This window comes from Shewanella oncorhynchi (assembly GCF_012584455.1).
Taxonomy (GTDB): Bacteria; Pseudomonadota; Gammaproteobacteria; order Enterobacterales; family Shewanellaceae; genus Shewanella; species Shewanella oncorhynchi.
Genome location: NZ_JABAEB010000003.1, coordinates 101,892 through 124,348 on the forward strand (window position 1 = coordinate 101,892; position 22,457 = coordinate 124,348).

Genomic DNA, 22,457 nt, shown 5'->3' on the forward strand with positions numbered 1-22,457 from the left:
AATATAAAAGCCAGTTCTAATAACTGGCTTTTTAATTATATAAAGCAGTTGTCTTCGAACGCGCTGAAAATAAGTTTGATTTTAAATTTATTTAATTTCAGGAGTTGCAATTTTATAATGGTGTAATTCTGGGTGCTAAAGATTAAACGTTTGGTAGTGTGAAAGAATGTAAACTCTATGTTTCATGACAATTGTTTTTAATTTTTGTCAGGGAGTGATAAATTTTTTTGTGCAGTTTTACCATAAGTTTCTGATAATTTTTATAGGGGGGAGAATGACGAGTCATTGGAGTGAATATTGGAAATTAGGACATGTTACATCCTTTGGTACCGACTTTAAGGAGAACTATACTGGTCAGTTGAAAGATATATGGTCAAATGTTTTTAGTCAATTTTCAATGGGGTTTAAAGTACTTGATGTAGCAACAGGTAATGGGGCTTTACCACTCTTAATTCAAGATTATTTTAGTAAATTAAGTGTTGTTGGAGAAGTTAAAGGGGTGGACTATGCTGATATAAATCTAGTCCCTCTTGCAAACACACATACAAATAAAAATGTGGTTATTGAGTTGTTGGGTAATACGCCTGTAGAGTTATTACCATTTTCAGATAGTGAGTTTGACACTGTCATCTCCCAGTTTGGAATTGAGTACTCAGATATATGTACCTCAATGCCTGAGGTTCTTAGGGTTTTGAAAGATAATGGGAAATTTCATGCTGTAATACACCATGAAAACTCAGTTATTGTTCTTTATAACAGTAAACTACTTTCTTTTTTGGAACGCCCTGAAATTGAAAGTATAATGTTTTCTTTGAATAAAATATCTCTTGATATGGGAAGGATGACTGATAGGCAAGATTTGATTAGAATAAAATCTTGCGAGAAATGTGAAAAAAGTCGTTCGGAAATAAACCGCCTACTTTCTACATTAGCATCTTATGATGAAAAATCACTCTGTGAAAGTGAATTTTTAAATTATATTAATGAATTTTTTAAGAGTGGTTTATTTTGGTCTATCGGAAAAAAAATGGATTATCTTGCATTTGTGAATAGACAGCTTGCGGTCTACAGACTGCGATTAACTGAGTTAGTAGCTGCTTCAAGAAGTATTGAGGATATGAATAGTTTTAGAGAATATTTGGAACCGCGTGGTATCAAAGAGCTAATGGTGGAAAATGTGGTTAGTAGTACGGGGGATATATTTGCATGGTACGTTTCCTTTTCAAAATGATGTTTAGAAATGCATTCTTTTACATAGAGTTAAGTTGTTCCGTCAGGCTTTTTAGTTAAAATTCCAATTTATATGTGTGACTCGTAACCTTTATCATTAGCGATGTATTGGACGCCTTAGTACTAGAATTTTCTGTATTCTGTCAAATTTCAAGCTGGCATATGAATCAGGAGGTTTTCATCATGGATATTAGGATAGATATTATGATATTGATCTTAGTTGTACAAGTATTACTCAGTAATATATTAGCAATACATCAGTAATACATCTGTAACTACATGAATGTAAACGTTAGTAGAACCATGCTGGCGTAATTCTTCAAATGGCTTTCTCCACCAAATGCCCAAATAGATATAAACACCTTTCTACCTTTACTTGAGGTGTATTGTTATAGTATCGCTTTGGATATAACTGTTTTCTCGCCTTTATTTGCGGATAATTCCGGAAAAGTATCACTTCCATAACCTTCATCTGCAAGCTCGGTATCAAACCGTTAGCAGCTTCAAGTGCCAATGAGGCTGGGTGCGATAAGTAATACTGTGCCTCTGGCCTTCTGATAATTCGACTTAAATCGGCAATTCTCCGCTATCGACTGCTATAAGTTTAATTACAGCTTCGACTTTTACTTCGGCTCTCATTGTTCTGTGTTGTTGCATCAGTTCAGTACTAATGTGCGTGGAATATCGAGCCATCGATAAAGACTAATTCCGTGTTAGCAAGGCTAGTTAAGGCTTTTATAGATATGCCTGTATGCTTTTTTCTTACCATAAATGAAGTTGTCTAAAGATTGTACTCCAATGATTGAACTCTTTGGGGAAATTTTGCAAAGGAATAACTGTCGATGGCGATAAAGAATTCCTTTGAATGTTCAAGTTTATCATAGACATGGCCTGTGCTTTCCATAACATCAATGAAATAGTTTTCCCCAGTGGGTATCAGTTAACATAAATCTTGGCATGGTTTGAGATTAATAGCTTTTTTTGCAAAACAAATTATACGTCTTGCTATGCTGTCTAAAAATCACTCTCGGATGAGCAACAGATCCTAGTCATTACTCCAAACTCCAAGAAAAGGGGGGTAATTGAGTAAATTTGGGGAAGTTAACTTGTAAAAATGAGTTATTTGCCTGTGTAGACGTTTTGAAAGCACTATGGTGGGCATCTGGAAGAAGATAATGGTGGTCATGATCTCATTTATTGCGATGTGATTAGTGCGTATCTTCAGCTAATGAAGTTTTCTCTAATTCTATGATGACAACATCGGAACATCATAGATATCACAAAACACTTTCACTAAATTGTTGTGTCAAGGCTTTCTGTGTGATGGGGTTATTTGAGGTCGAAAGATTTTATCACACGGTGCCGCTAGTTCTGATGTTCTAACACCGAGTTCAAGTTAAGTAAATCTTATCGGGGGATTTGAGTAAAGAACATCTACTTGAGTCGCCATTATGTTAAAAAATGTTAATTTTAATAAAGAGGGCACGCAAAGTTGGTTGTTGGCTATCTTTATGATTTTATAGGATTTAAATTAATTTATTATTTTTTTGAACAAAAAGTAATAACCCTAAAGATTCATTTTCGCCTAAAAAAACACCTTTCGTAAAAAATTTCATTATTAACGCTTCTTTACACTAGTTTTTAGTCGTCTGAAATGTTGACACAGGTCAACATTTTGTGAAATGATGCCAGCGGGTCTACGCCTGTAAGGGCGTAGGAAAGGGAAGGAAAAACTAAGAATCACAAGAGAAAGACGAACTTACAGAAATTTTTTCGGCAAGTATTTACTCCTTGTCGTTATGTTGCTGGTAAGTTAAACCTTTTTATTCACTTCAAATTGGTTGGGAACTATGTCCAAGGTAAGCAATAGAACAAAAATCGCTACTGCACTTGTTGGCGTGCTGGCATTAGCGAGCAGCAGCTTAGTAGTTGCAGATCCTCTTACCGACGTGCAGAAAGCGGATAGTATGATCCATGCTGATGCTGCTGCGTCGCAAAAGAACGTTGATAAGTATTTCGATCAAGCACAAGACATGCTTTTTGAGTATGGTTCTGTTGCAGATGAGCGCGAATCACTGAAATCATATAACGATTACGTTGCCAGCTTAGTCGCTGATCAACAAAAGACAATGGATTCAGTGCAAGGTGACATCAATGGTGTTGATAAACTTCGCCAAGGTGTTGTGCCATTAATGTTTAAAATGGTTGAATCATTAGAACAGTTTGTTCAATTAGATTTACCTTTTAATTCTGAAATACGTACTAATCGTGTTAATGAGCTGAAAAGACTCCTTAATACTGCCGAAGTCACATTAGCAGAAAAATACCGTCTAATTCTTGATGCTTATAGTATTGAGCGCGAATATGGTAGTGCTGTTGCCGTTAACCAAGGTAAGTTAAACCTAGATGGTAAAGAAGTGTTGGTTGACTTCTTTAACTTAGGTCGTGTTGCTCTTTATGCACAGAGTTTAGATCAAAAGACTGGCTGGATGTACAACCCAGAATCTAAGGGTTGGGATAAGTTAGATGACAGCTATTTGCGTGAACTGACCAAAGGTATCCGCATTGCCCGTAAACAAGGCGCTCTAGATCTATTCGCGTTACCAATTCCTGCTGCGGAGACTGCACAATAATGAAGAAGTTAATTACTACAGCTGTGTTGGCTGCAAGTTTCTCTTTAACTGCTGGTATGGCGAGCGCTGCTGATGCGCCTAAGTCAATTGACCAATTATTGCAACAAGTTAAAGTTGAACGCGCTGCAGAAGGTAAAGTCAACAGCAAGCGTGAGCAAGAGTTCCAAGCAGAGCGTGGCGATAAGGCCGCTTTACTGCAAAAAGAAAAAAATGCGTTGGCTGCTGAAAAGCAACGTGGTAAAGATTTGAACCAAGCGTTTTTAGATAACGAGCGTAAAATTGCTCAGTTAGAAGAAGATCTAAAAACGGCTCAAGGTGACTTGGGTGAGATGTTTGGTGTAGTTAAAGGTGAAGCTGGCGATTTCGCAGGTAAACTGGCAAGTTCAAACATCAGTGCTCAATTTCCAAATCGCGATAAATTTATTGCTGATTTAGGTGCCCGTAAGCAATTACCAAAAATTGAAGAGTTAGAACAATTCTGGCAAGAGCAGCTATTTGAAATGGCGCAATCTGGCAAAGTGGTTAAGTTTGAAGGTTCTGTTACCGAAATTGATGGTAGCGTGAAAACAACGACTATTCATCGTATTGGTGCTTATAACTTAACGGCTGATGGTAAATATATTGTATATAACCCTGAATTAGGTTTAGTACAACAGCTGTCTCAACAACCTGAAGGCTACCAAGTTAGCGCAGTTGCTAAATGGGAAGAAACGGCTTCTGGTACAGCACCTTTCTATATTGACCCTGCTCGTGGCGTACTGTTAAACATATTTACTAACAAAGCTAGCATGGAAGATCGTATCGAGTCAGGCGGTACCATTGGCTATATTATTCTGATATTACTTGCAATTGGTTTATTAATTGCGGTTGAGCGTTTCATTGTGCTGGCAGCTATCGGTGCAAAAGTTAAACGCCAAGCTAAAAATGTTGATAATCCAGGTAACAATGCCCTTGGTCGTATCTTGAAGGTTTACCATGAAAACAAAGATGTTGATGTTGAAACATTAGAGTTGAAGTTGGATGAAGCTATTCTGAAAGAAACGCCTGCATTAGAAGCTCGAATTTCAATTTTGAAAGTCATTGCAGCTATCGGCCCAATGTTAGGTCTGCTAGGTACAGTAACAGGTATGATTGCGACCTTCCAAAGTATCCAACTGTTCGGTACTGGTGATCCAAAACTGATGGCGGGTGGTATCTCTATGGCTCTGGTTACTACAGTGCAAGGTCTAGTTGCGGCTCTGCCTCTGATGTTACTACATGCAATACTCGTTGCGCGTAGCAAATCAATCACCCAAATTTTGGAAGAGCAAAGTGCCGGCATTATCGCCGCACATGCTGAGAAGAGGGCTAACTAATGATGCTATACCTGATGGACATATGGGATTCCGTCAGGGGCTTCATGGCCGCTGGAGGAAACGTCCTTTGGTTGGTTGCGTTTGTATTGTTCTTAATGTGGGTATTGATGCTTGAGCGTTATTGGTATCTTAATTGGATATCACCAAAGCAACATAAAGCTATCATATCTGCGTGGGATTCTAGAGAGGAAACCACCTCTTGGTACGCACACCGTATCCGTGAAGCTTGGCTGTCCCAAGCGAAGCAAGATTTGAATGCACGTATGCTGATGATAAAAACCTTAGTAGCTATTTGTCCTATGATAGGTTTGTTAGGTACCGTAACCGGTATGATTTCAGTGTTTGATGTGATGGCAGTTCAGGGGACGAGTAATGCTCGTTTAATGGCGGCTGGTATTTCAATGGCAACTATGCCCACGATGGCGGGGATGGTTGCAGCATTATCGGGAGTATTCTTTAGTACTCGTCTGGATGTAAAAATGAAAATCAGTTTAGAAAAGCTAAAAGACAGCATGCCGCACCACTAGAGAGAGATTGAACATGGCACGTAAAAAGCATTCCAGTGTAGACGAGGAAGCGCAAATTGATATGACACCGATGCTCGACATCGTGTTTATCATGTTGATCTTCTTCATTGTAACAACGTCATTTGTGAAACCTTCTGGTTTGGATTATAACAAACCCAAAGCTTCGCAAGCGACTTCAAAGCCTTCGGCTAACATCTTTATCGGCGTCAGTAAAACAGGCGTGATCATGATGGAAAACCGTCAGGTTGATATCGAACGTGTAACAGCAAACGTTGAACGTATGTTAGCTGAAGCTCCTGAAGCTGCGGTATTGATTCAGGCAGATAAAGACGCAACGCATGGCTTAGTTGTTAAAGTTCTAGACCAAGTCAAAGCGGCTGGTATAGATAAAATTTCGGTATCTGCGGGGAACGATTAATATGCTAAGAGCACTAGTATCGATCATTATTGGTGCTGCTGTGACTTTTGGTCTGTTCGCTTTTATGGCGTTCTTGGTCGGTGGCGGCGCACAGCGCGGCGAAACATCGGCCGAGACCCCTGTAATTGAAATCACTATGGATAGACAGGATTCAAAAGCACAGAATAAGCCAAGGGTAGTGCCTAAGCCACCACCACCGCCAGAACAGCCACAGAAGCCTGAGGCAACGCCGCCAGAATCTTCGAGCAATATTGACACAGCAATGTCGTTCAATATGGGGGGTGTAGAAGCAGGAGGTCACTCAGCAGGTGGTTTTAAATTAGGCAATATGATGACTCGCGATGGTGATGCTACACCTATCGTTCGTATCGAACCTCAGTATCCAATTGCTGCGGCGCGTGATGGTAAAGAAGGTTGGGTACAACTTCGTTTTACCATTAACGAACTCGGTGGTATCGACGATGTTGAAGTTATTCAAGCAGAACCAAAACGCTTATTTGATAAAGAAGCGATTCGTGCACTGAAGAAGTGGAAGTACAAGCCAAAGATTGTTGATGGCAAGCCATTGAAACAACCTGGTATGACAGTACAACTAGACTTCACCTTAGATAAAGGAGGCAACCAATAATGCGTAATGTTAATAAAATCGCAGTTCTATTATTGCTTTCTGTTTGTGGCGGTTCATTAACTCTTTCATCTGCAGTCGCAGAAGAAAAGTGTGCTATCGACAAACGTCAATCTAAAGCTGTGGGTGAAAGCGCGGCGAAGAAAGTTCAGAAGTCATTTGAAGCTTATACCAATGGTCAGGTCGATGAAGCTATTGCTATTTTGCTAGAGGCAAATGCCAAGAACGACTTCGACAAAGCCTATGTTGCACGTATGTTGGGTAACTTTTATGCCGAGAAAGGCAAAATGGATACCGCGATCAAGTACCTAAAACAAGCTGTTGAAGCTGATATTTTAGGTGGTACAGATCATGCTGCAACTATGCGTCTTTATGCTGATTTGCTATTACAAGAGAAAAAGTTTAAGGAAGCGATTCCTTATTATTACAAGTGGATGGAATTTACTTGTAAAGCCGATTCTCAAATGTATCGCCGTATTGGTATTGCGCATTCAGAACTGAAGCAGTGGGATAAAGTGATTGAAGTGGCCGACAAAGGTCTTTCATTAGCTGAAGCTCCTGACAAAGGTCTGTATCAAATGAAGCTGACTGCTTACTTCAATCAGAAGAAGTACAAGAAAGCTGTTGGTGTGTTAGAAGTCATGGTGCCTTTATTCCCGGATGATGGCAGATTGTGGGTTCAATTAGCACAGTTTTATTTGATGGTTGAAGACTATGACAAGTCTCTTGCAACTTACGATTTGGCTTATAGAAATGGTTTCTTGGATAGCGCGGGCAACATTACGCGTTTAGCGCAGTTAATGGCACAAAAAGGTGCTCCTTATCAAGCCGCTAAAATTTATCAGAAACATATGAAATCAGGCATGATCGCTGAGGACGCTAAGTCTTTAGAGATTTTGGCGGGTTTCTATCAAAATGCGAAAGAGTTTAAGCAAGCTGCTGAGTATTACGGTAAAGCTGCAGCCATCAGCAATGATGGCAAGACTTACTTGAAACAAGGTCGCTTATTAAACTTGAATGAACAATATACAGCTGCGATCCCTGTGCTTGAAAAAGCCATATCAATGGGTATTGAGCATCCTGGTGAAGCAAACTTTGAATTAGCTTTGGCTCATTTAAGTTTGAAACAGTATAAGTCGGCTTATAACCGTGCAGTGTTAGCTGCTAATGATAAGAAGACACAGAAGAGTGCAAATAGCTATATCTCTTATATTAAAGAGAAAGCTCGTATGCATAATATCACGCTGTAATCAGTTCGCCATTTAGCGTTTGAATCGAAAGCCCCGCAAGGGGCTTTTTCTTTGGTATCAATAAACCTATTTACTGTAATCGGATTAAAGCTTGGGATTGATCATGATTTTTTTCAAGCTGTTGTGAAAGTTGGCTGACATTACTGAAGAGTGACTCTATTTTACTTTCCTGTGTAGGTAGGCAAATACAGGCAGCCAGTTTATAGTCGATTGTCAGTTTATGATGTTTACCAAAATCTTGGTTAAAGTCAGATATTTGCTGTTCTATTCGCTTTAACACTACTTCCGTTCCCACCTCATCTATATTGAACAAACCCAACGCAAAGTGATTGTGATCTAGCCTAGCAATCATATCTGTTGCTCTTAATAGCGCTTCTTGCACTTGTTTAGTAAAGAATTCGAGTAAATGGGGTTGTTTGACGGTTTCATGAATGTGAGGGCACAGATACAATAGTGCCAAGCTTTGGTGGTCTCTCATGTGACGATGCCATTCTCGGTTGAATACTTCCATGAAATAGGTTTGGTTATAGACTCCAGTTTCAGGATCCCTGAAACCTGAGTTGCGGAACGAGTAGATCATAGATTAACTCCGATAGCAGACCTTGAACTAAGTATAGAAACAGTTCTGCAATAGCGGGCCAAAAAGGAGAAATATTAAAATGAAATTGGGTTTATTGGCAGGTTCGATAGCGTTAATCTTCACCCTTCAAGGTTGTTCTAAACCTGAAGTCACTGCAGTTCAACAAAATAGCTCGGCTAATACGACAGCAGTGCAGGGCGAAACACAAACGGCAGAGCAGCGTTACTTAGCGCTTGTGGATGCTTATTTTAAAGATTACCTAAAGCTTGAGCCCATCTACGCCACTTTTGTCGGTGTTAATGACTATAACGCCGATTTCGGCGGGGATTTAACTGAGGATTACCTTAAGGCTCGTCATGATCTTAACACTCACTATTTAGCTCAGGTGCGTGCGATAGATCCAAAGCAACTGCCTGCGGATCTACAGTTGAGTTATGACCTGTTCGTCTATGACCGTGATATGGCGTTAGTGGACGAAACTTTCCCTTCACGCTTTATGCCGATAAGCCAGTTCTATAGCACTGTCATTACTATGGTGCAGCTGGGAAGTGGCGAAAGTGCACAACCTTTTAAGACTGTCCAAGATTATCGTAATTGGGAACAGAGAGTCGATGGTTTCATCAAGTGGGTCGCACTTGCTGAAAATCGTATGAATCAAGGTATTGAAAGTAAAGTGGTACTACCTCGAGTGTTGGTAGAGCGCATTATTCCTCAGTTAGATGCTATGTTAACGACGGATGCGACTCAGAGCATTTTTTACTCGCCAATCCAGCATTTTCCCGAAAGTTTTTCAGAGCAAGATAAAGCGGAATTGACCACCCGTTATCAAGCCATGATAGCCGAGCGTATCGTGCCAGCGTTAACGAACTTACGCGATTACTTTAAGCAAACCTATTTACCTAAATCGCGGGCGACTGATGGTTGGTCAGGTTTGCCTAACGGTAAAGCTTGGTATCAGCATCTGGCGAACTCACATACGACCACCACTATGTCTGTAGATGAAATTCATCAAATTGGTTTAGGTGAAGTGGCGCGCATTTTATCTGAGATGGATAAGGTGCGTGAACAGGTCGGTTTTAAGGGCGATTTGAAGGCTTTTTTTGCGTCTTTATCTTCAGAGCCGCAGTATTTCTATAGCGATCGCCAAGGCTTGATTGATGGCTATATGGTATTAAAAGATAAAATCAATCATGTATTGCCTAACTACTTTAATGTGATGCCAAAGGCTGATTATGTGGTTAAGCCGGTTGAAAGTTTTAGAGAACAATCGGCAGCGGGTGCCTCTTATGAAGCGCCTGCGGTGGATGGTAGCCGTCCAGGGGTGTTTTATATCAACACTTATAACCTCAAAGCACAGCCTAAGTGGGGGATGACGACCTTATCTTTGCACGAAGCCGCTCCTGGGCATCACTTCCAAATCGCGATCAAACAAGAGCTGACTGGTGTGCCTGAGTTCCAGCGTTTTAGCGGTTATACCGCTTTCGAGGAAGGTTGGGCACTTTATGCTGAATACTTAGGTATTGAGATGGGGCTATTTACCGATCCTTACCAGTATTTTGGTAAGCTTTCCGATGAAATGCTGCGTGCAATGCGCTTAGTGGTTGATACTGGCCTTCATTCTAAAGGTTGGAGTCGTGAACAGGCGATTCAGTACATGAAAGACAACTCGCCTATGGCTGAGAGTGACATAGTCGCTGAAGTGGAGCGCTATATGGCGATCCCTGGTCAAGCTTTGTCTTACAAGGTCGGTCAGTTGAAGATTTTGGCACTGCGTGCCCGCGCAGAAAAAGCCTTGGGTGATAAATTTGATCTTAAAGCGTTCCACGATCAAATCCTCACCTCAGGTTCATTACCCATGGCGGTCATGGAAAACAAGATCGATCGTTGGATTGCGTCGAAACAAGCTTAGCCGTGTAAGATGCCGTTAATTGACTTTGTTGTCAGTGACGGCATTTTAAGACTTTTTTATTCAACAGAAAGTTTTTATACTGTTGATTCAAAACCTGTTAAAACGAATGTTTTAGTGGGAACTCAATGATATTTGGGGCAAATGTCTCATGATCCTTACAGGAGTTTTACTATGGTCCAGGCAACAGCAAGACATTTGTTAGTCAGCAGTGAAGAGCAGTGTCAAGCGCTGAAACAGCAAATAATGGAAGGCGCAGATTTTGCTCAAATTGCTCGCGCGCACTCTTCTTGCCCATCAGGTGCCCAAGGCGGCGAATTGGGGTCATTTGGTCCTGGCATGATGGTCAGAGAGTTTGATGAAGTGGTTTTTAGTGCACCATTAAATGAAGTACAAGGACCCGTGAAAACGCAATTTGGCTTTCATTTACTTGAAGTGACCAGCCGCGCGTAAGTTTTGCCGCTTATCTAATACAGCTTGTTTGATACGGCAGCGTTTGCTGCCGTTTTGTTTTATATGCTCATCACGGAGTCACTATGCTGGAACTCTACACTGATAGATTGAAACTCAGGAGCTTACAAGATAGTGATTGGGAACATTTTTATGCACTGCATAACGATCCTGAGATTAATCGTTTTGTGCGCGTTCCAGAGTCGCAAGAGGTGATCCGCAGTAAGTTTCAGCAACGTTCTGATACTTGGTTCTACGGTTCTGGCGATTGGCTGACCTTAGTGATTGAGACAGTTGATACTGGGCAGTTTATCGGTTTAACGGGCCTCTATTGTCAAAGTTTCGAGGAACAGCGTGCCGAAGTGGGTTATTTACTGGCGGCCGAGGGGCACGGAAAAGGTTATGCGACTGAGAGCTTAATGGCGGTCATTGATTGGGCCTGTTTAAGTTTTAATGTACATAAATTTGTTGGGCATTGTGCTAAAGATAATCACGCATCGGCACGAGTACTCGAAAAGTGTGGTTTTCGGCTTGAAGGTTTACTCAGGCAGCAATTCAAAATAGGTGAAAACTGGCTCGATGAATCAGCCTTTGGCCTACTCGCCGATGAAAGACGTCTCTAGCCAAATTATCTTCAGCGAATTTTGTACTGTGCTGGTATAATGCCGCAGGTTTATTTTTAGAAGGCGTGTATTAAGTGGCGCAAATTAATCAATTGGCTTTGCATTCTGGCGAAGATTTCATTGAATTGTACAAAGTATTAAAAGTGCAAGGCATGAGCAATGCGGGTGGTGAAGCCAAACATTTTATCGACGAAGGTCAAGTCACTGTGAATGGTGAAGTTGAAACTCGTAAACGTAAAAAAATTATCGCGGGCGACATCGTCAGCTTTAATGGTGAATCAGTTCAAATCATTGCGGCAGAATAAGCCTGAAACAGTGGAGCAAGAAATGCAATTTCCAGATGATGACAATGGTAAAATGCTGGCCGCAATGGCTGAAGCGGGAATCGATTTAACTAAAGAGTTAGATGTTGATTTCTTTTTGGTTTTTGATGACCAACGCGATGCTGAAACTGCGTTAGAAGAATTAACAAATTCTGACTTGGAAGGCGAGCTTGAGCTGAATCTGAATGATGAGCTTGGTAAGTGGGAAATCATTGTTTGTCTCAATATGGTGCCTGAGTACGATACATTGGTTGAACAAGAAGTCATGCTAAATGATTTTGCTGCCGAATTTGGCGGCATGACTGACGGTTGGGGCGTAATGCAACATCAAGACGGTGACGATGAGTTTATGGACGATGATGACCATGACCATGTTCACGGTGAGCATTGCAATCACTAATTCTGATGCGCTTTAAGCCTTGAATCTAATAAACCACCTTTTGGGTGGTTTTTTATTGGTGTTTTTATGCGCTCAGTTAGTGATCTCAATATCCTCGTTTGGCACTTATAGCGTTATTGTGCCTCGCTTGAACTGAGATACGTTTAATGCAGATTAATGACGATAGGGCGCAAAAATCTCTAATAACCAGTCGATAAAAGCTTGAGCTTTTAACGGCAGGCTTGGGGATTTTGGGGTGAGTAAATAATATCGATAGGGACTGGTGAAGGGGGCGTCGAAGGGGATGACTAAGCTGCCGTTTGCCAGTTGTTCTTCGATGAAGAATCGCGGAATAAGTGCTGCGCCCATGCCACTCGCAGCCGCTTGACTCAACATATAAAAATGCTCGACACCAAAGGTTTGTGCTTGGGTGAGTGTTAAACCCACCTTTTCCGCCCAATACTCCCAAAGTTCGGGTCTTGTGGTGTGTTTCAGTAACGTGACGTGATTAATGTCCTCGATATTTTGCAGTTTAGGCGCTAGTGAAGGCGCGCAAACTAAGCATAAATCCTCATCCATCAGCTTGATATAATTCGCGCCCTTCGGGATAACAGTGCTACTACGGATCGCAATATCATAACGACCTTGGCTAAAATCCACGGCAAAGTCGCCAATGGATAAGTCGACATACAAGTGTGGATGGCGGGATTTAAACTGCTCCATTCTTGGAATGAGCCAATTGATGGTTAAGCTTGGCAGCACATTGATGGCTAAAGTTTGCGGCTTAGTGGGCTGACGGCGCAAGTCACTTGTAGCACTAGATAATGTTTGCAGAGCGGCTTGAACATGGGGTAAATAGCGTTTGGCTTCATCGGTTAAACCAACTTTTTTGTGTAAACGTACAAAGAGCGCAAAACCTAAATAATCCTCCAATACTCTGATTTGTTTGCTGACTGCGCCATGGGTGACATGCAACTCCTTGCTGGCTAATGTCATGCTCTGTAAACGTGCTGCAGCTTCGAAGGCACGGAGAGAATTGAGGGGCGGTAGTTCGGCAAACATTTTATTTCCTACTGCTGGAAAATCAGAACAGGACTCGGGATTTTGTGTGAGTTTATCTCACGCTGTGCCGACAATAACTCCTTTGCGTTTATTTGGCAAACACAGTCTAATGTTCGGCAATCACTCTCTTTTTTATCAGAAGAATAATAAATCATCATGGAATTTGAACTGACTCTACAAATCGCAGCGATACTTTTTGCCGTCGCTATGGTGGCTGGTTTTATTGACTCAATCGCCGGTGGTGGAGGCTTGCTGACCATTCCTGCACTTATGTGGGCAGGCTTGCCGCCTGCGGTTGCCTTAGGGACAAATAAGCTGCAGGCCTGTGGCGGCAGTTTTTTTGCGAGTTTGTACTTTGTCCGTAAAGGGCTGGTTGATCTTAAATCCGTTAAGTTAGCCTTGATTTGTGCATTTATCGGCGCGGCATTGGGCACGATTCTAGTTCAACTCGTCGATACTGAAGTGCTGGAGTTGATGTTACCTTTTTTGATTTTGGCTATTGGTTGTTACTTTTTATTTTCGAAAAAGATTTCTGAAGATGATAAACATCAAGTGCTGACACCTACCGCATTTGCCTTTACTGCGGCATTGGGCGTGGGATTGTACGATGGCTTTTTTGGCCCTGGTACTGGGAGCTTTTTTGCGCTGGCCTTTGTATCGTTAGCGGGGTTTGGTTTGGCGAAGGCAACTGCCCACGCAAAACTACTTAATTTCTCCACTAACATTGCTTCGCTGATCTTCTTTGCCTTGGGCGGAAAAGTGATTTGGTTATTAGGATTAGTCATGCTGGCAGGTCAAGCGATTGGCGCAACCTTGGGTTCTCGTCTCGTGGTCACTAAAGGTACAAAGATTATCAAGCCATTGGTGGTGACTATGTCCCTTGCTATGAGTTTTAAACTTTTGGCGAGCCAATATAATTTATTTTCGTAAACTATTTGATATTAAGCATTCTATAAAACTCACTCATCAATAGACGCTCTTTAAGCTGCGCATGAGTGTATCTTAGTGGCGTCCATCTTGGCTCAAAAGTTAAGCTGAGGTGGATATCACCCAAAAGATCCGCTAAATGACGACTTAAAACGTCTCATTCTACTTTGAGTTAGGTGTACTCCTTCAAGTTTTTTGAATAGTATTACCTGTCATTTTTAATACACTTTTTAGGCTTCTTATTGTTTTGGTGTGTATTTTAAATATTGTGTACATATTTAATCCGATTGATATAAGTGCAGTGTCTATCTTGCCAGTCTTATTTTGCATCGACGGGCGGCATGTGCGCTCGGGTTTAGCACCACCACTTCTTTAAAAGAGCGATTATGAAATTTATCCACACCTCGGACTGGCACATAGGTCGTCAATTACACAATCAATCACTACTAGATGATCAAGCCTTTGTGCTCGAGCAAATTATTGCTCTAGCGGATGAACACAAGGTGGATGCCGTGATTGTGGCGGGGGATATTTATGACAGATCGATTCCGCCTGCGAATGCGGTCGCGCTGTTAGATGATGTGCTTAACCGCTTAGTGCATGGTTTAGGCCTACAAGTCATTATGATTGCGGGTAATCACGATGGTCACGAGCGCTTAGGTTTTGCAGCAAAACAAATGGCGGCAAGTGGGTTACATATTATTGGGCCTTTGAGTGCTGACATTCATCCCATTACTTTATCGAGTTCAAGCGGTGATGTGGTGTTTTATCCCTTGCCCTATGCCGAACCTGCCACAGTGCGCCAAGTTTTTGAGTGTGAGGCTGCAAGCCATGAGGCCGCAATGATGCTATTGCTTGAACAAGTACGCCAGCACGATAGCCAAGGTTTGCCGAAAGTGGTAATAAGCCATTGTTTTTTGGATGGTGGTAGCGAGTCAGAATCTGAGCGGCCACTGAGCATTGGTGGCGCCGATAAAATATCGCCAACGCTATTTACTGAGTTTGATTATGTCGCCCTTGGGCATTTGCACGGACCGCAATACAAAGGTGCAGAGCATGTGCGCTACTCAGGATCGATTTTGAAGTATTCCTTTAGCGAACAACATCAACATAAGTCGGTGACCTTAGTCGAACTTAGCGCAAAAACGCCAGCAAATATCCGCTTATTGCCATTAACGTCGATACGCGATGTCCGTATCTTAGAAGGGGAGTTAGCCACATTACTCGCCCAAGGTAAAACGGATATCAAGCGTGAGGACTACCTTATGGTCAGACTCCTTGATAAACATGCCATTTTAGATGCTATGGGGAAATTGAGAGCCGTTTACCCTAATGTGCTGCATTTAGAGCGGACTGGTCTGATGGCGGGGCAGCAACAAGTCACCTTGAGCCGAGATCATATCAAAAAAGGCGAGATGGACATGTTCCGTGACTTTTTCTCTCAAGTGTCCGGCGAGTCATTAACACAAGCACAGCAAGCCGTGATGGATGAACTCCTGACTAAGCTACACAATGAGGAGCGCCAAGCATGAGACCACTTAGCCTTTCCATGTCAGCCTTTGGCCCCTTTGCATCGACTCAAGAACTTGATTTTACGGCCTTAGGGACTAATCCGTTATTTTTGATTAATGGACCCACTGGTGCGGGTAAGACGACCTTGCTCGATGGTATTTGCTTTGCCCTCTATGGCAAAACCACAGGTAATGAGCGTGAAGGCAGCCAGATGCGCTGCGATATGGCCGATGATAGTCTGCTAACAGAAGTCACTTTTAGTTTTCAGTTGGGTAATAGCAGTTATCGTATTCGCCGTGTGCCAGAGCAAGACAGGGTTAAAAAAAGCGGTGACGGCTCAACGGTGCAGAAGCCCGAAGCTCAGTTATATAAGATAGACGCCGCGGGTAATGAAAGTTTGCTTGTAGCGAGCAAAGTCTCAGAGGCAACTGCTGAGATTGAAGCCTTAACTGGCCTTGATGTGGAGCAGTTTCGCCAAGTGATGGTGTTGCCACAGGGAAAATTTCGCGAATTGTTAATGGCAGACTCTAAAGCCAGAGAACTGATATTTAGTCAGCTATTTCAAACGCATATATACCGACGTATTGAAGATTCCTTAAAAAGTAAGGCTGCAGATATCCGCGCCTTAGTGAAAGATCAACGCAGTCGCCGTGATGGCATTTTACAAAGTGCGGGTTTGGCATCCGATGACGAGCTTAGCTGTGAATTAGCCAAGCTCACGCCAGAACTTGAAACTGCCCAAAGTGCGAAAGAACAAGCATTACAGCAGCAACAATGGGTGATAAAAACCAGCGATGCCGCCCAGCATTTATTGGCCGAATTTGCGCAGTTTGATGCCTTAACTCAAACGGTTGCTGCGCTTGATGCACAGCAAGAAAACATGGCTGCGCAAACCTATAAACTGAATTTGGCTAAACAGGCGCAGCACTTGGCACCCATGCTTGAGGTGTTTGTGGCCCGTGAGCAGGAAGCCAAGGCAGCAAGTCTTGCTCTTGAACATGCGAAAACAGTATTAATCAATGCTAAACAAGCCTTCGATAACGCAGAGCTTAAGGCCGCTGATTTGCCCGTGTTGGAAGCGTCGTTACTCGAACAGGAACAGGTTAAACAGCAACTGAATGCCTTCGGGCCGCAGCTCAGGGAATTGGATAGGCTCAATAAAACCCTTGAACAAGAGCAAGCGCAGCTCATTAGCGCGAAAACACAACTTCAGAACAGCAAACATGAGTTAACCACCGTAGTCCAAAAACGCCGTGAATTGGAATCCGCTCTGCCGCAACTACAGGCCAACAGCGAAACTCGCCTCTCATTGCAACAAGCGCATCAGCAGCAACAGCAGTTATTGTCTACCTATCAGCAATGGCAACAAGTGGCGGCAAGGGTATCGTCGACACAGGCAAAACTTGTTGAGGCTAAAGTCAAAGGGCAACAACTCAGTGCTCAGCATCAGCAAGCACAGGTTACATATAAAGCCTTATTGTTGACTTGGCATCAAGGACAGGCCGCTATTTTAGCGCGGCAATTACAGCAAGATGAACCTTGCCCTGTTTGTGGCAGCCAAACACATCCACAGCCAGCACAAAGCCAAGAGCCACTCCCAAGTGATGAAGCGCTGCAATTAGCACTTGAGGCTGAAACGAATGCTCAAGAAATCCTGAGCAAAGCCAGAGCGGAATATCGTGGGCTACAAACGCAGTTAGAAACTTTGCAACAGCAAGCACAAGATCTCGCGGTCCAATTGGGCACTGCGGTTGATATTTCTTTAGACGAACATACACATACCTTGTCGCAATACGCTTTCTCACTCACTCAAGCGGAGCAAGCCCATCAGCAGTTACAGGTGTTACAGCAAGAGATTGCATTGTTGCACGCACAGGAAACGCATCTACAACAAAAGCTAGAGCAAGGACAAACACACGACAGTGCTCTGCAATCTAAAGTGGATATATTGCAGGGGCAGTTAGCGCAAATGCAGCAAAGTGTTCCATCTGCGCTTGCAACGCTTGAGGCCTTAACTGCAGCAATCGCGCAAAATCAGCAAAGTATCAGCCAAATTAAGCAACAGATTGCAAGTGCTAGGGATCTCCAACAACAGACTGGCCAATCTTTTGTTGCGGCTAAAGCGGCACTTAATGGTGCTGAAAATGCTGCTGAGGCGGCATTAGCCCAGCAAACGCGTGCACAGCAGCAACTCAATCAGCAATTAGTCGCAGCAGGTTTTGCCGATCAACAGGCCTTATTTGAGGCCATGCTAGATGAAGAACAACAGCGTGCATTAGCCAGCGAGATTGAGGCTTACCAGCAGCGCAGTGCTTTGACCAAAGCACAGTGCGAGCAGTTAGCGCTTAAGCTTAAGGATAAAGTACTACCCGATAGCATTAAGCTGGCTGCTGAGCTTGAGTTCGCGCAGCAAGCATTACACGCTGCTGAGCAGGCATGGCAGTTGCTTCACACGCGCATAGTATTACTGATGCAAACCCAAACCCAGCTGAGTATTGCCGATGCAAAAGCTAAGGTTTTGGAAGATGAATATGCGGTTATCGGCACCCTTGCAGATGTCGCTAATGGAAATACAGGTAATAAGATCAGTCTGCAACGTTTTGTGTTAAGCGTACTGCTTGACGATGTGTTGTTAGAGGCAAGCCACAGGCTACACCTCATGAGCAAAGGGCGTTATCGTTTACTACGTAAGGAAGATAGGGCCAAGGGTAACAAAGCTTCTGGGCTCGAATTGGAAGTAGAAGATGCTTATACCTCCAAAGTGCGTCCTGTGGCCACCTTAAGCGGTGGTGAAAGTTTTATGGCAGCATTATCTATGGCGTTAGGCCTATCAGATGTAGTGCAAGCCTATGCAGGTGGTATTAAACTCGATACTTTATTTATCGATGAAGGCTTTGGCAGTTTAGATCAAGATTCTTTAGAACTGGCCATTCGGACCCTGATGGATTTGCAATCCTCTGGCCGCATGATAGGGGTGATCTCGCACGTGTCGGAAATGAAAGAGCAGATAAATACCCGCATCGACATCAATAAAACCTCACATGGGAGCGAAATGACGATAGTTTTGCCTTAGTTGCTCATTCTCACAGAGTGCGATAAATAACAAATTGTTTTATAAGTGTTATTTATTGTATCTCCTGTGTGTTTAACATTCGGATAATACACACAAAGTGAGTTGAAAATGCCAACTAGCGCATGTTTTTCATTAATGGTGCAACAAAAGAGTGAAATAGCGTTTGTCATAATCGGTTTTTTGATATAAGTTGGAAAAAATTCGGGCTTCCCTCAAAGGGACTGGTCAAAAATAGAACGCAAAGTTAACGAAAGGTGAAAAGCGTTGCAAACAGGCAAACCCAACTTTATCAACTTATCGCAAACCCGTTTGCAGAACTTATCATCGACCCAAAAGAACATTCTATTAATGGGTAGTTTGTTGATGGGTGCTGCGATGTTGATGCCGAATAATAACCATGTTACGCCAACTGCTCAGCGTATCCCTGTTGTTCTCGATATTGAAAATATTCTCCCTCAAGTTTCTGAACCTGAAGTCCTAGATCAAGCTGCACTCATTAATAATGCTCCCCAGTTTGAGCGAATTATCGTTTCCGGTGATACCTTAAGTGGGTTATTTTCCAAGGCGGGTGTTGATCAGCAGACTATGTATAAGGTTTTAGAAGCTGATTTAAACATTTTGGCACTTGATACCTTGTTACCAGGTAACAGAATGCAATTTTGGCTTGATAGTGAAGGTCAGTTACAAAAATTAGAACTTTATTTTAACGCTGCCCGCCAAGTGGTTTTTACGCGTTATGAAGACGGTAGTTTTAATGTTGAAGAAGTGAACGTTGAAGGTGTTTGGCAAAATCGAATTTTGACTGGCGATATTAAAGGTTCTTTCTACGTTTCAGCCCAAAAAATGGGCTTAGCCGCTGCAGATATTCAGCGAATTGAAGATTTACTCAAAGAAAAATTGAATTTTGCCCGTGATTTACGAGCTGGCGACAAATTCTCAGTTTTGGTAAATGATCAATATGTTGAAGGTGAACCGACGGGAAGTAGCCAAATTTTAGGCGTCAGTATTAAAAGTGGTCGTTCTGAAATTAGTGCATATCAATATTCTGATGGTAGTTATTATGATGCTAAAGGCCAGAGTTTAGTTCGGGCATTCCAACGTTATCCGTTAGCTAAACAACCGCGTATGAGTTCACGTTTTAACAGCCATCGCAAACACCCAATCACAGGGCGTATTTCTCCCCATAATGGAACAGACTTTTCTGTGCCGATCGGAACTAAAGTTATTGCACCTGGTGATGGAATTGTCAGTTTAGTGACGGATCATCAGTTTGCTGGTAAGTATATTGTGATTGAACATGGTGGTAAGTACCGTACCCGTTACCTACATTTGTCTAAGGCGTTAGTGCGTAAAGGTCAACGTGTAACTCGCGGTCAAGTGATTGCTTTATCTGGTAATACAGGTCGTTCGACTGGTCCACATTTGCATTATGAATTCCATATCAATGGTAAACCTGTTGATCCGTTGAAAGCCGATATTCCTATGTCGAGCAAGTTAGCGAATCAAGATTTACGCACATTCACTAATATGGTGAAGAGTCGTGAAGCTATAATGAACTTAGGTTAGCCAAACCTAAGCTAATAGAATTTATAGTATCAAAGTTTGAATAAACAATAGCACTGACTTTCTAGAAGAGTTTATCAATCCGATGAAATGAAAATTTCATCGGCATTTTTGTTTCCAAAATGCTTATTGTGGCAGACATTTTCCTGCTATCACGAGTACTGTTCAAGTTGTATAAAAGCTTAAAATTTGTTCGATTCGAAGTCGTGGCGATAAAACATAAGGGATAAAATAGGTAGGATCTTCAGTTAGAAGTGTTATAGCGAGTCATTCAAAAGGTTGTGAAGAGGAAAATTGTGCGGCTGAAGAGCTTATAACGTTTTTTATTAAGGACTGAACAGAGAACCAAATATGCAGTGCTAAATAGTGCCTATCAGCTTGCGTGGCGCCTTTGCATCACTTTTAATGCGCACTTGCACAATTTACCTTTTAATGCGGGACAGCCACCGCAGGGGGATTTTTTAAAGGGGCGTAATGCAAAGCTGTGTTCTGTGGGTAAAGGAGAAAGTCGAGTAATAATAGTCGATGAAAATGTCGCATCATTTGCGGCAATAAACTTAGCTTTTGCGAGTTTTAATTGTTTTTTGAGTGTTGATTTATTGCTAAGGGCAAATTCTTGCTGAGCAATATGCTTAGAGAGTAATTGGGTGAGGTGCTTTCGTTGAGCCTTTTTATTCTTCAAAGATTTATCAGTCTGCGCGCGTAGATGTGATGAGGATGTAATAGTGTTCCCTGTGTTTGAAACAGATTTAACCTGTGTTTTGAGTAGCTTTTTAGCTTGCTTTTTACACCACTTGCTTAAGAGTTTGTCGATATTCTGTTTCGTCATTGTCATTACAGTATTCTGCAGCGCTAGATACTATGACACTCTAAATGAAAACTATTATCAGTCAAGTTTTGGGCGAAAAATATACGAAGGTCAGGTGTCGACTTTATCTGCAGAATAAGGGGATATGTTAGCGTCGATGCAAGTCAATAATAAGCGCAAATCAAATTCAAACTGGTGATAATCCGGCTCCATGTGGGTACACAAATTATAGAAAGCTTTGTTGTGATCTTTTTCTTTTAAATGGGCTAATTCATGTACGACGACCATACGCAACAAAGGTTCTGGCACACGCTTTAAACGCGAAGAAATGCGAATTTCGTTCTTCGCTTTGATTTTATTGCCTTGAACTCGTGCTACATAGGAATGCAAGCCAAGTGCATGATGACTAATATTAATTTTGTCATCAAATATCACTTTTGAGAGCGGTGAGGACTGGCGTAAAAATTGATTTTTAATCGTCTGAGTATAGTCGTACAGCGCTTTATCGCTACGAACGCTATGTATGACAGGATGACGTTTCAGCAATAGCTTGGGTAATGTGCCAGCATCGAGATGTTGCTGTACCTGCTGCTGAATATCAGGACTGTAACCGTTTAAGTACTTTAATGGATTCATAGAGGATTTAGCTCCGAATGACTTCGGAGCCTGAGTTCATCACATTACTTATACTTTGCCAAAAATTCGGCGATTTTGATGGGCATAAGCGGCTTCGAAAGCTAACTGCTGTACTTTTTTAAGATCTAAACTATCGAAATCAACTTGGGGTGGATTGCGCTTGTTTTGCTCTTTGATAGTGACAGGAGACAATAGACTGACGGGTAATTCCCCTAATTGAATGGCTGCTTCAAGTTTAAAGCTTGTCGCTGAACCCGCGAGTTTACCTTTTTGCTCACGTTCTATGATGACAACTTCATCAACGCGATAATCTTGCATAAGTTTATGAAAAGCGAAGTGAAACTCACGAATAGCTTCTGTGGTAGCAGATTGGGAAACGGTGAAAGACACCTTACGGCATTCTGGCACATTGAAGGTTTCACCTTCATAACTCAATAAACTGATAATGGCTTCGCCACCTTTTAATTCAACACCACAAACTCTCATGTTACACCTTCAAAATATCGATAATAGCGCTATTGTAGCTGGAAATGACATGAGGATCAGTGTTTACCATGCGCTTTTGATTCGCTTGGCG

General features: G+C 42.2%; 21 protein-coding genes. 16 read left to right on the forward strand and 5 right to left on the reverse strand.

The genetic code is table 11. The features are described from left to right. Nucleotides 1–274: 274 nt before the first annotated feature. The 7 genes from HGO26_RS04940 to HGO26_RS04975 all read left to right on the forward strand — a co-directional run bounded on the left by HGO26_RS04940 (nucleotide 275) and on the right by HGO26_RS04975 (nucleotide 8,038). On the forward strand, nucleotides 275–1,231 hold the full coding sequence (locus HGO26_RS04940; protein ID WP_168823672.1) for a class I SAM-dependent methyltransferase: 957 nt from the start codon (nucleotides 275–277) through the stop codon (nucleotides 1,229–1,231). Between the two features lie 1,849 nt (nucleotides 1,232–3,080). Beyond that, nucleotides 3,081–3,863, forward strand: coding sequence for a DUF3450 domain-containing protein (locus HGO26_RS04950; RefSeq protein WP_105252918.1), 783 nt, complete (start codon nucleotides 3,081–3,083; stop codon nucleotides 3,861–3,863). Next, complete coding sequence (locus HGO26_RS04955) at nucleotides 3,863–5,218, forward strand: MotA/TolQ/ExbB proton channel family protein (protein ID WP_168823674.1); 1,356 nt, start codon at nucleotides 3,863–3,865, stop codon at nucleotides 5,216–5,218. Before HGO26_RS04950 ends, HGO26_RS04955 begins: the two co-directional genes overlap by 1 nt. Next, on the forward strand, nucleotides 5,218–5,745 hold the full coding sequence (locus HGO26_RS04960; protein WP_081729046.1) for a MotA/TolQ/ExbB proton channel family protein: 528 nt from the start codon (nucleotides 5,218–5,220) through the stop codon (nucleotides 5,743–5,745). The genes HGO26_RS04955 and HGO26_RS04960 overlap by 1 nt, the downstream gene beginning before the upstream one ends. A gap of 13 nt (nucleotides 5,746–5,758) precedes the next feature. Continuing rightward, nucleotides 5,759–6,163 (forward strand): ExbD/TolR family protein, encoded by a 405-nt coding sequence (locus HGO26_RS04965; protein WP_028760438.1) that lies wholly within the window; start codon nucleotides 5,759–5,761, stop codon nucleotides 6,161–6,163. A 1-nt stretch (nucleotide 6,164) separates the two neighbouring features. Next, complete coding sequence (locus HGO26_RS04970; protein ID WP_113938835.1) at nucleotides 6,165–6,791, forward strand: energy transducer TonB; 627 nt, start codon at nucleotides 6,165–6,167, stop codon at nucleotides 6,789–6,791. Further along, entirely contained in the window at nucleotides 6,791–8,038 is a 1,248-nt protein-coding gene (locus HGO26_RS04975; RefSeq protein WP_105252916.1) for a tetratricopeptide repeat protein, read from the forward strand. Before HGO26_RS04970 ends, HGO26_RS04975 begins: the two co-directional genes overlap by 1 nt. A gap of 70 nt (nucleotides 8,039–8,108) precedes the next feature. Here HGO26_RS04975 and HGO26_RS04980 read toward each other — a convergent pair whose 3' ends face one another. Further along, the gene (locus HGO26_RS04980) at nucleotides 8,109–8,618 is read right to left on the reverse strand and encodes a diguanylate cyclase domain-containing protein (protein WP_028760435.1); all 510 of its coding nucleotides are present in this window, start codon (nucleotides 8,616–8,618) and stop codon (nucleotides 8,109–8,111) included. A gap of 79 nt (nucleotides 8,619–8,697) precedes the next feature. Between HGO26_RS04980 and HGO26_RS04985 the strand changes: the two genes are divergently transcribed. The 5 genes from HGO26_RS04985 to HGO26_RS05005 all read left to right on the forward strand — a co-directional run bounded on the left by HGO26_RS04985 (nucleotide 8,698) and on the right by HGO26_RS05005 (nucleotide 12,320). Then, nucleotides 8,698–10,527: a DUF885 domain-containing protein gene (locus HGO26_RS04985; RefSeq protein WP_105252915.1), complete on the forward strand. Its 1,830-nt coding sequence runs from the start codon at nucleotides 8,698–8,700 to the stop codon at nucleotides 10,525–10,527. 171 nt (nucleotides 10,528–10,698) lie between these two features. After that, nucleotides 10,699–10,977 carry a peptidylprolyl isomerase gene (locus HGO26_RS04990; protein WP_028760433.1) on the forward strand — a complete coding sequence of 93 codons (279 nt, stop codon included), beginning with the start codon at nucleotides 10,699–10,701 and terminating at the stop codon, nucleotides 10,975–10,977. Between the two features lie 83 nt (nucleotides 10,978–11,060). Then, the gene (locus tag HGO26_RS04995; RefSeq protein WP_028760432.1) at nucleotides 11,061–11,597 is read left to right on the forward strand and encodes a GNAT family N-acetyltransferase; all 537 of its coding nucleotides are present in this window, start codon (nucleotides 11,061–11,063) and stop codon (nucleotides 11,595–11,597) included. A 74-nt stretch (nucleotides 11,598–11,671) separates the two neighbouring features. Beyond that, nucleotides 11,672–11,902, forward strand: a complete 231-nt coding sequence (locus HGO26_RS05000; protein ID WP_028760431.1) for an RNA-binding S4 domain-containing protein — start codon at nucleotides 11,672–11,674, stop codon at nucleotides 11,900–11,902. A gap of 22 nt (nucleotides 11,903–11,924) precedes the next feature. Next, nucleotides 11,925–12,320, forward strand: coding sequence for a ribonuclease E inhibitor RraB (locus HGO26_RS05005; protein WP_105252914.1), 396 nt, complete (start codon nucleotides 11,925–11,927; stop codon nucleotides 12,318–12,320). 153 nt (nucleotides 12,321–12,473) lie between these two features. Here HGO26_RS05005 and HGO26_RS05010 read toward each other — a convergent pair whose 3' ends face one another. Next, nucleotides 12,474–13,361, reverse strand: a complete 888-nt coding sequence (locus tag HGO26_RS05010; RefSeq protein ID WP_168823676.1) for a LysR family transcriptional regulator — start codon at nucleotides 13,359–13,361, stop codon at nucleotides 12,474–12,476. Between the two features lie 156 nt (nucleotides 13,362–13,517). Between HGO26_RS05010 and HGO26_RS05015 the strand changes: the two genes are divergently transcribed. The 4 genes from HGO26_RS05015 to HGO26_RS05030 all read left to right on the forward strand — a co-directional run bounded on the left by HGO26_RS05015 (nucleotide 13,518) and on the right by HGO26_RS05030 (nucleotide 20,439). Continuing rightward, nucleotides 13,518–14,291 carry a TSUP family transporter gene (locus HGO26_RS05015; protein WP_028760428.1) on the forward strand — a complete coding sequence of 258 codons (774 nt, stop codon included), beginning with the start codon at nucleotides 13,518–13,520 and terminating at the stop codon, nucleotides 14,289–14,291. Nucleotides 14,292–14,674: 383 nt separating this feature from the next. Further along, the gene (locus tag HGO26_RS05020) at nucleotides 14,675–15,820 is read left to right on the forward strand and encodes an exonuclease SbcCD subunit D (protein ID WP_168823678.1); all 1,146 of its coding nucleotides are present in this window, start codon (nucleotides 14,675–14,677) and stop codon (nucleotides 15,818–15,820) included. After that, nucleotides 15,817–18,873, forward strand: coding sequence for an AAA family ATPase (locus HGO26_RS05025; RefSeq protein WP_168823680.1), 3,057 nt, complete (start codon nucleotides 15,817–15,819; stop codon nucleotides 18,871–18,873). The genes HGO26_RS05020 and HGO26_RS05025 overlap by 4 nt, the downstream gene beginning before the upstream one ends. Before the next feature lie 264 nt (nucleotides 18,874–19,137). After that, nucleotides 19,138–20,439, forward strand: coding sequence for a peptidoglycan DD-metalloendopeptidase family protein (locus HGO26_RS05030; RefSeq protein ID WP_113938827.1), 1,302 nt, complete (start codon nucleotides 19,138–19,140; stop codon nucleotides 20,437–20,439). A gap of 370 nt (nucleotides 20,440–20,809) precedes the next feature. Here the strand turns inward: HGO26_RS05030 and HGO26_RS05035 are convergent, their stop codons facing one another. The 3 genes from HGO26_RS05035 to HGO26_RS05045 form a co-directional block, all read right to left on the reverse strand. Beyond that, complete coding sequence (locus HGO26_RS05035) at nucleotides 20,810–21,265, reverse strand: hypothetical protein (protein ID WP_168824106.1); 456 nt, start codon at nucleotides 21,263–21,265, stop codon at nucleotides 20,810–20,812. Between the two features lie 90 nt (nucleotides 21,266–21,355). Further along, nucleotides 21,356–21,880, reverse strand: a complete 525-nt coding sequence (locus HGO26_RS05040; RefSeq protein WP_168823683.1) for a M48 family metallopeptidase — start codon at nucleotides 21,878–21,880, stop codon at nucleotides 21,356–21,358. Between the two features lie 48 nt (nucleotides 21,881–21,928). Beyond that, on the reverse strand, nucleotides 21,929–22,366 hold the full coding sequence (locus tag HGO26_RS05045; protein ID WP_028760422.1) for a DUF3010 family protein: 438 nt from the start codon (nucleotides 22,364–22,366) through the stop codon (nucleotides 21,929–21,931). Between the last annotated feature and the right edge of the window lie 91 nt (nucleotides 22,367–22,457).

Coding starts and splice junctions, on each gene's coding strand:
- HGO26_RS04955 (WP_168823674.1), top strand. CDS start 3,863: ATGAAGAAGTTAATTACTACAGCTGTGTTGGCTGCAAGTTTCTCTTTA.
- HGO26_RS04980 (WP_028760435.1), bottom strand. CDS start 8,618: ATGATCTACTCGTTCCGCAACTCAGGTTTCAGGGATCCTGAAACTGGA.
- HGO26_RS05040 (WP_168823683.1), bottom strand. CDS start 21,880: ATGAATCCATTAAAGTACTTAAACGGTTACAGTCCTGATATTCAGCAG.
- HGO26_RS04985 (WP_105252915.1), top strand. CDS start 8,698: ATGAAATTGGGTTTATTGGCAGGTTCGATAGCGTTAATCTTCACCCTT.
- HGO26_RS05035 (WP_168824106.1), bottom strand. CDS start 21,265: ATGACGAAACAGAATATCGACAAACTCTTAAGCAAGTGGTGTAAAAAG.
- HGO26_RS05010 (WP_168823676.1), bottom strand. CDS start 13,361: ATGTTTGCCGAACTACCGCCCCTCAATTCTCTCCGTGCCTTCGAAGCT.
- HGO26_RS04950 (WP_105252918.1), top strand. CDS start 3,081: ATGTCCAAGGTAAGCAATAGAACAAAAATCGCTACTGCACTTGTTGGC.
- HGO26_RS04990 (WP_028760433.1), top strand. CDS start 10,699: ATGGTCCAGGCAACAGCAAGACATTTGTTAGTCAGCAGTGAAGAGCAG.
- HGO26_RS05015 (WP_028760428.1), top strand. CDS start 13,518: ATGGAATTTGAACTGACTCTACAAATCGCAGCGATACTTTTTGCCGTC.
- HGO26_RS05025 (WP_168823680.1), top strand. CDS start 15,817: ATGAGACCACTTAGCCTTTCCATGTCAGCCTTTGGCCCCTTTGCATCG.
- HGO26_RS05045 (WP_028760422.1), bottom strand. CDS start 22,366: ATGAGAGTTTGTGGTGTTGAATTAAAAGGTGGCGAAGCCATTATCAGT.
- HGO26_RS04995 (WP_028760432.1), top strand. CDS start 11,061: ATGCTGGAACTCTACACTGATAGATTGAAACTCAGGAGCTTACAAGAT.
- HGO26_RS04940 (WP_168823672.1), top strand. CDS start 275: ATGACGAGTCATTGGAGTGAATATTGGAAATTAGGACATGTTACATCC.
- HGO26_RS05020 (WP_168823678.1), top strand. CDS start 14,675: ATGAAATTTATCCACACCTCGGACTGGCACATAGGTCGTCAATTACAC.
- HGO26_RS04970 (WP_113938835.1), top strand. CDS start 6,165: ATGCTAAGAGCACTAGTATCGATCATTATTGGTGCTGCTGTGACTTTT.
- HGO26_RS04960 (WP_081729046.1), top strand. CDS start 5,218: ATGATGCTATACCTGATGGACATATGGGATTCCGTCAGGGGCTTCATG.
- HGO26_RS05005 (WP_105252914.1), top strand. CDS start 11,925: ATGCAATTTCCAGATGATGACAATGGTAAAATGCTGGCCGCAATGGCT.
- HGO26_RS04965 (WP_028760438.1), top strand. CDS start 5,759: ATGGCACGTAAAAAGCATTCCAGTGTAGACGAGGAAGCGCAAATTGAT.
- HGO26_RS04975 (WP_105252916.1), top strand. CDS start 6,791: ATGCGTAATGTTAATAAAATCGCAGTTCTATTATTGCTTTCTGTTTGT.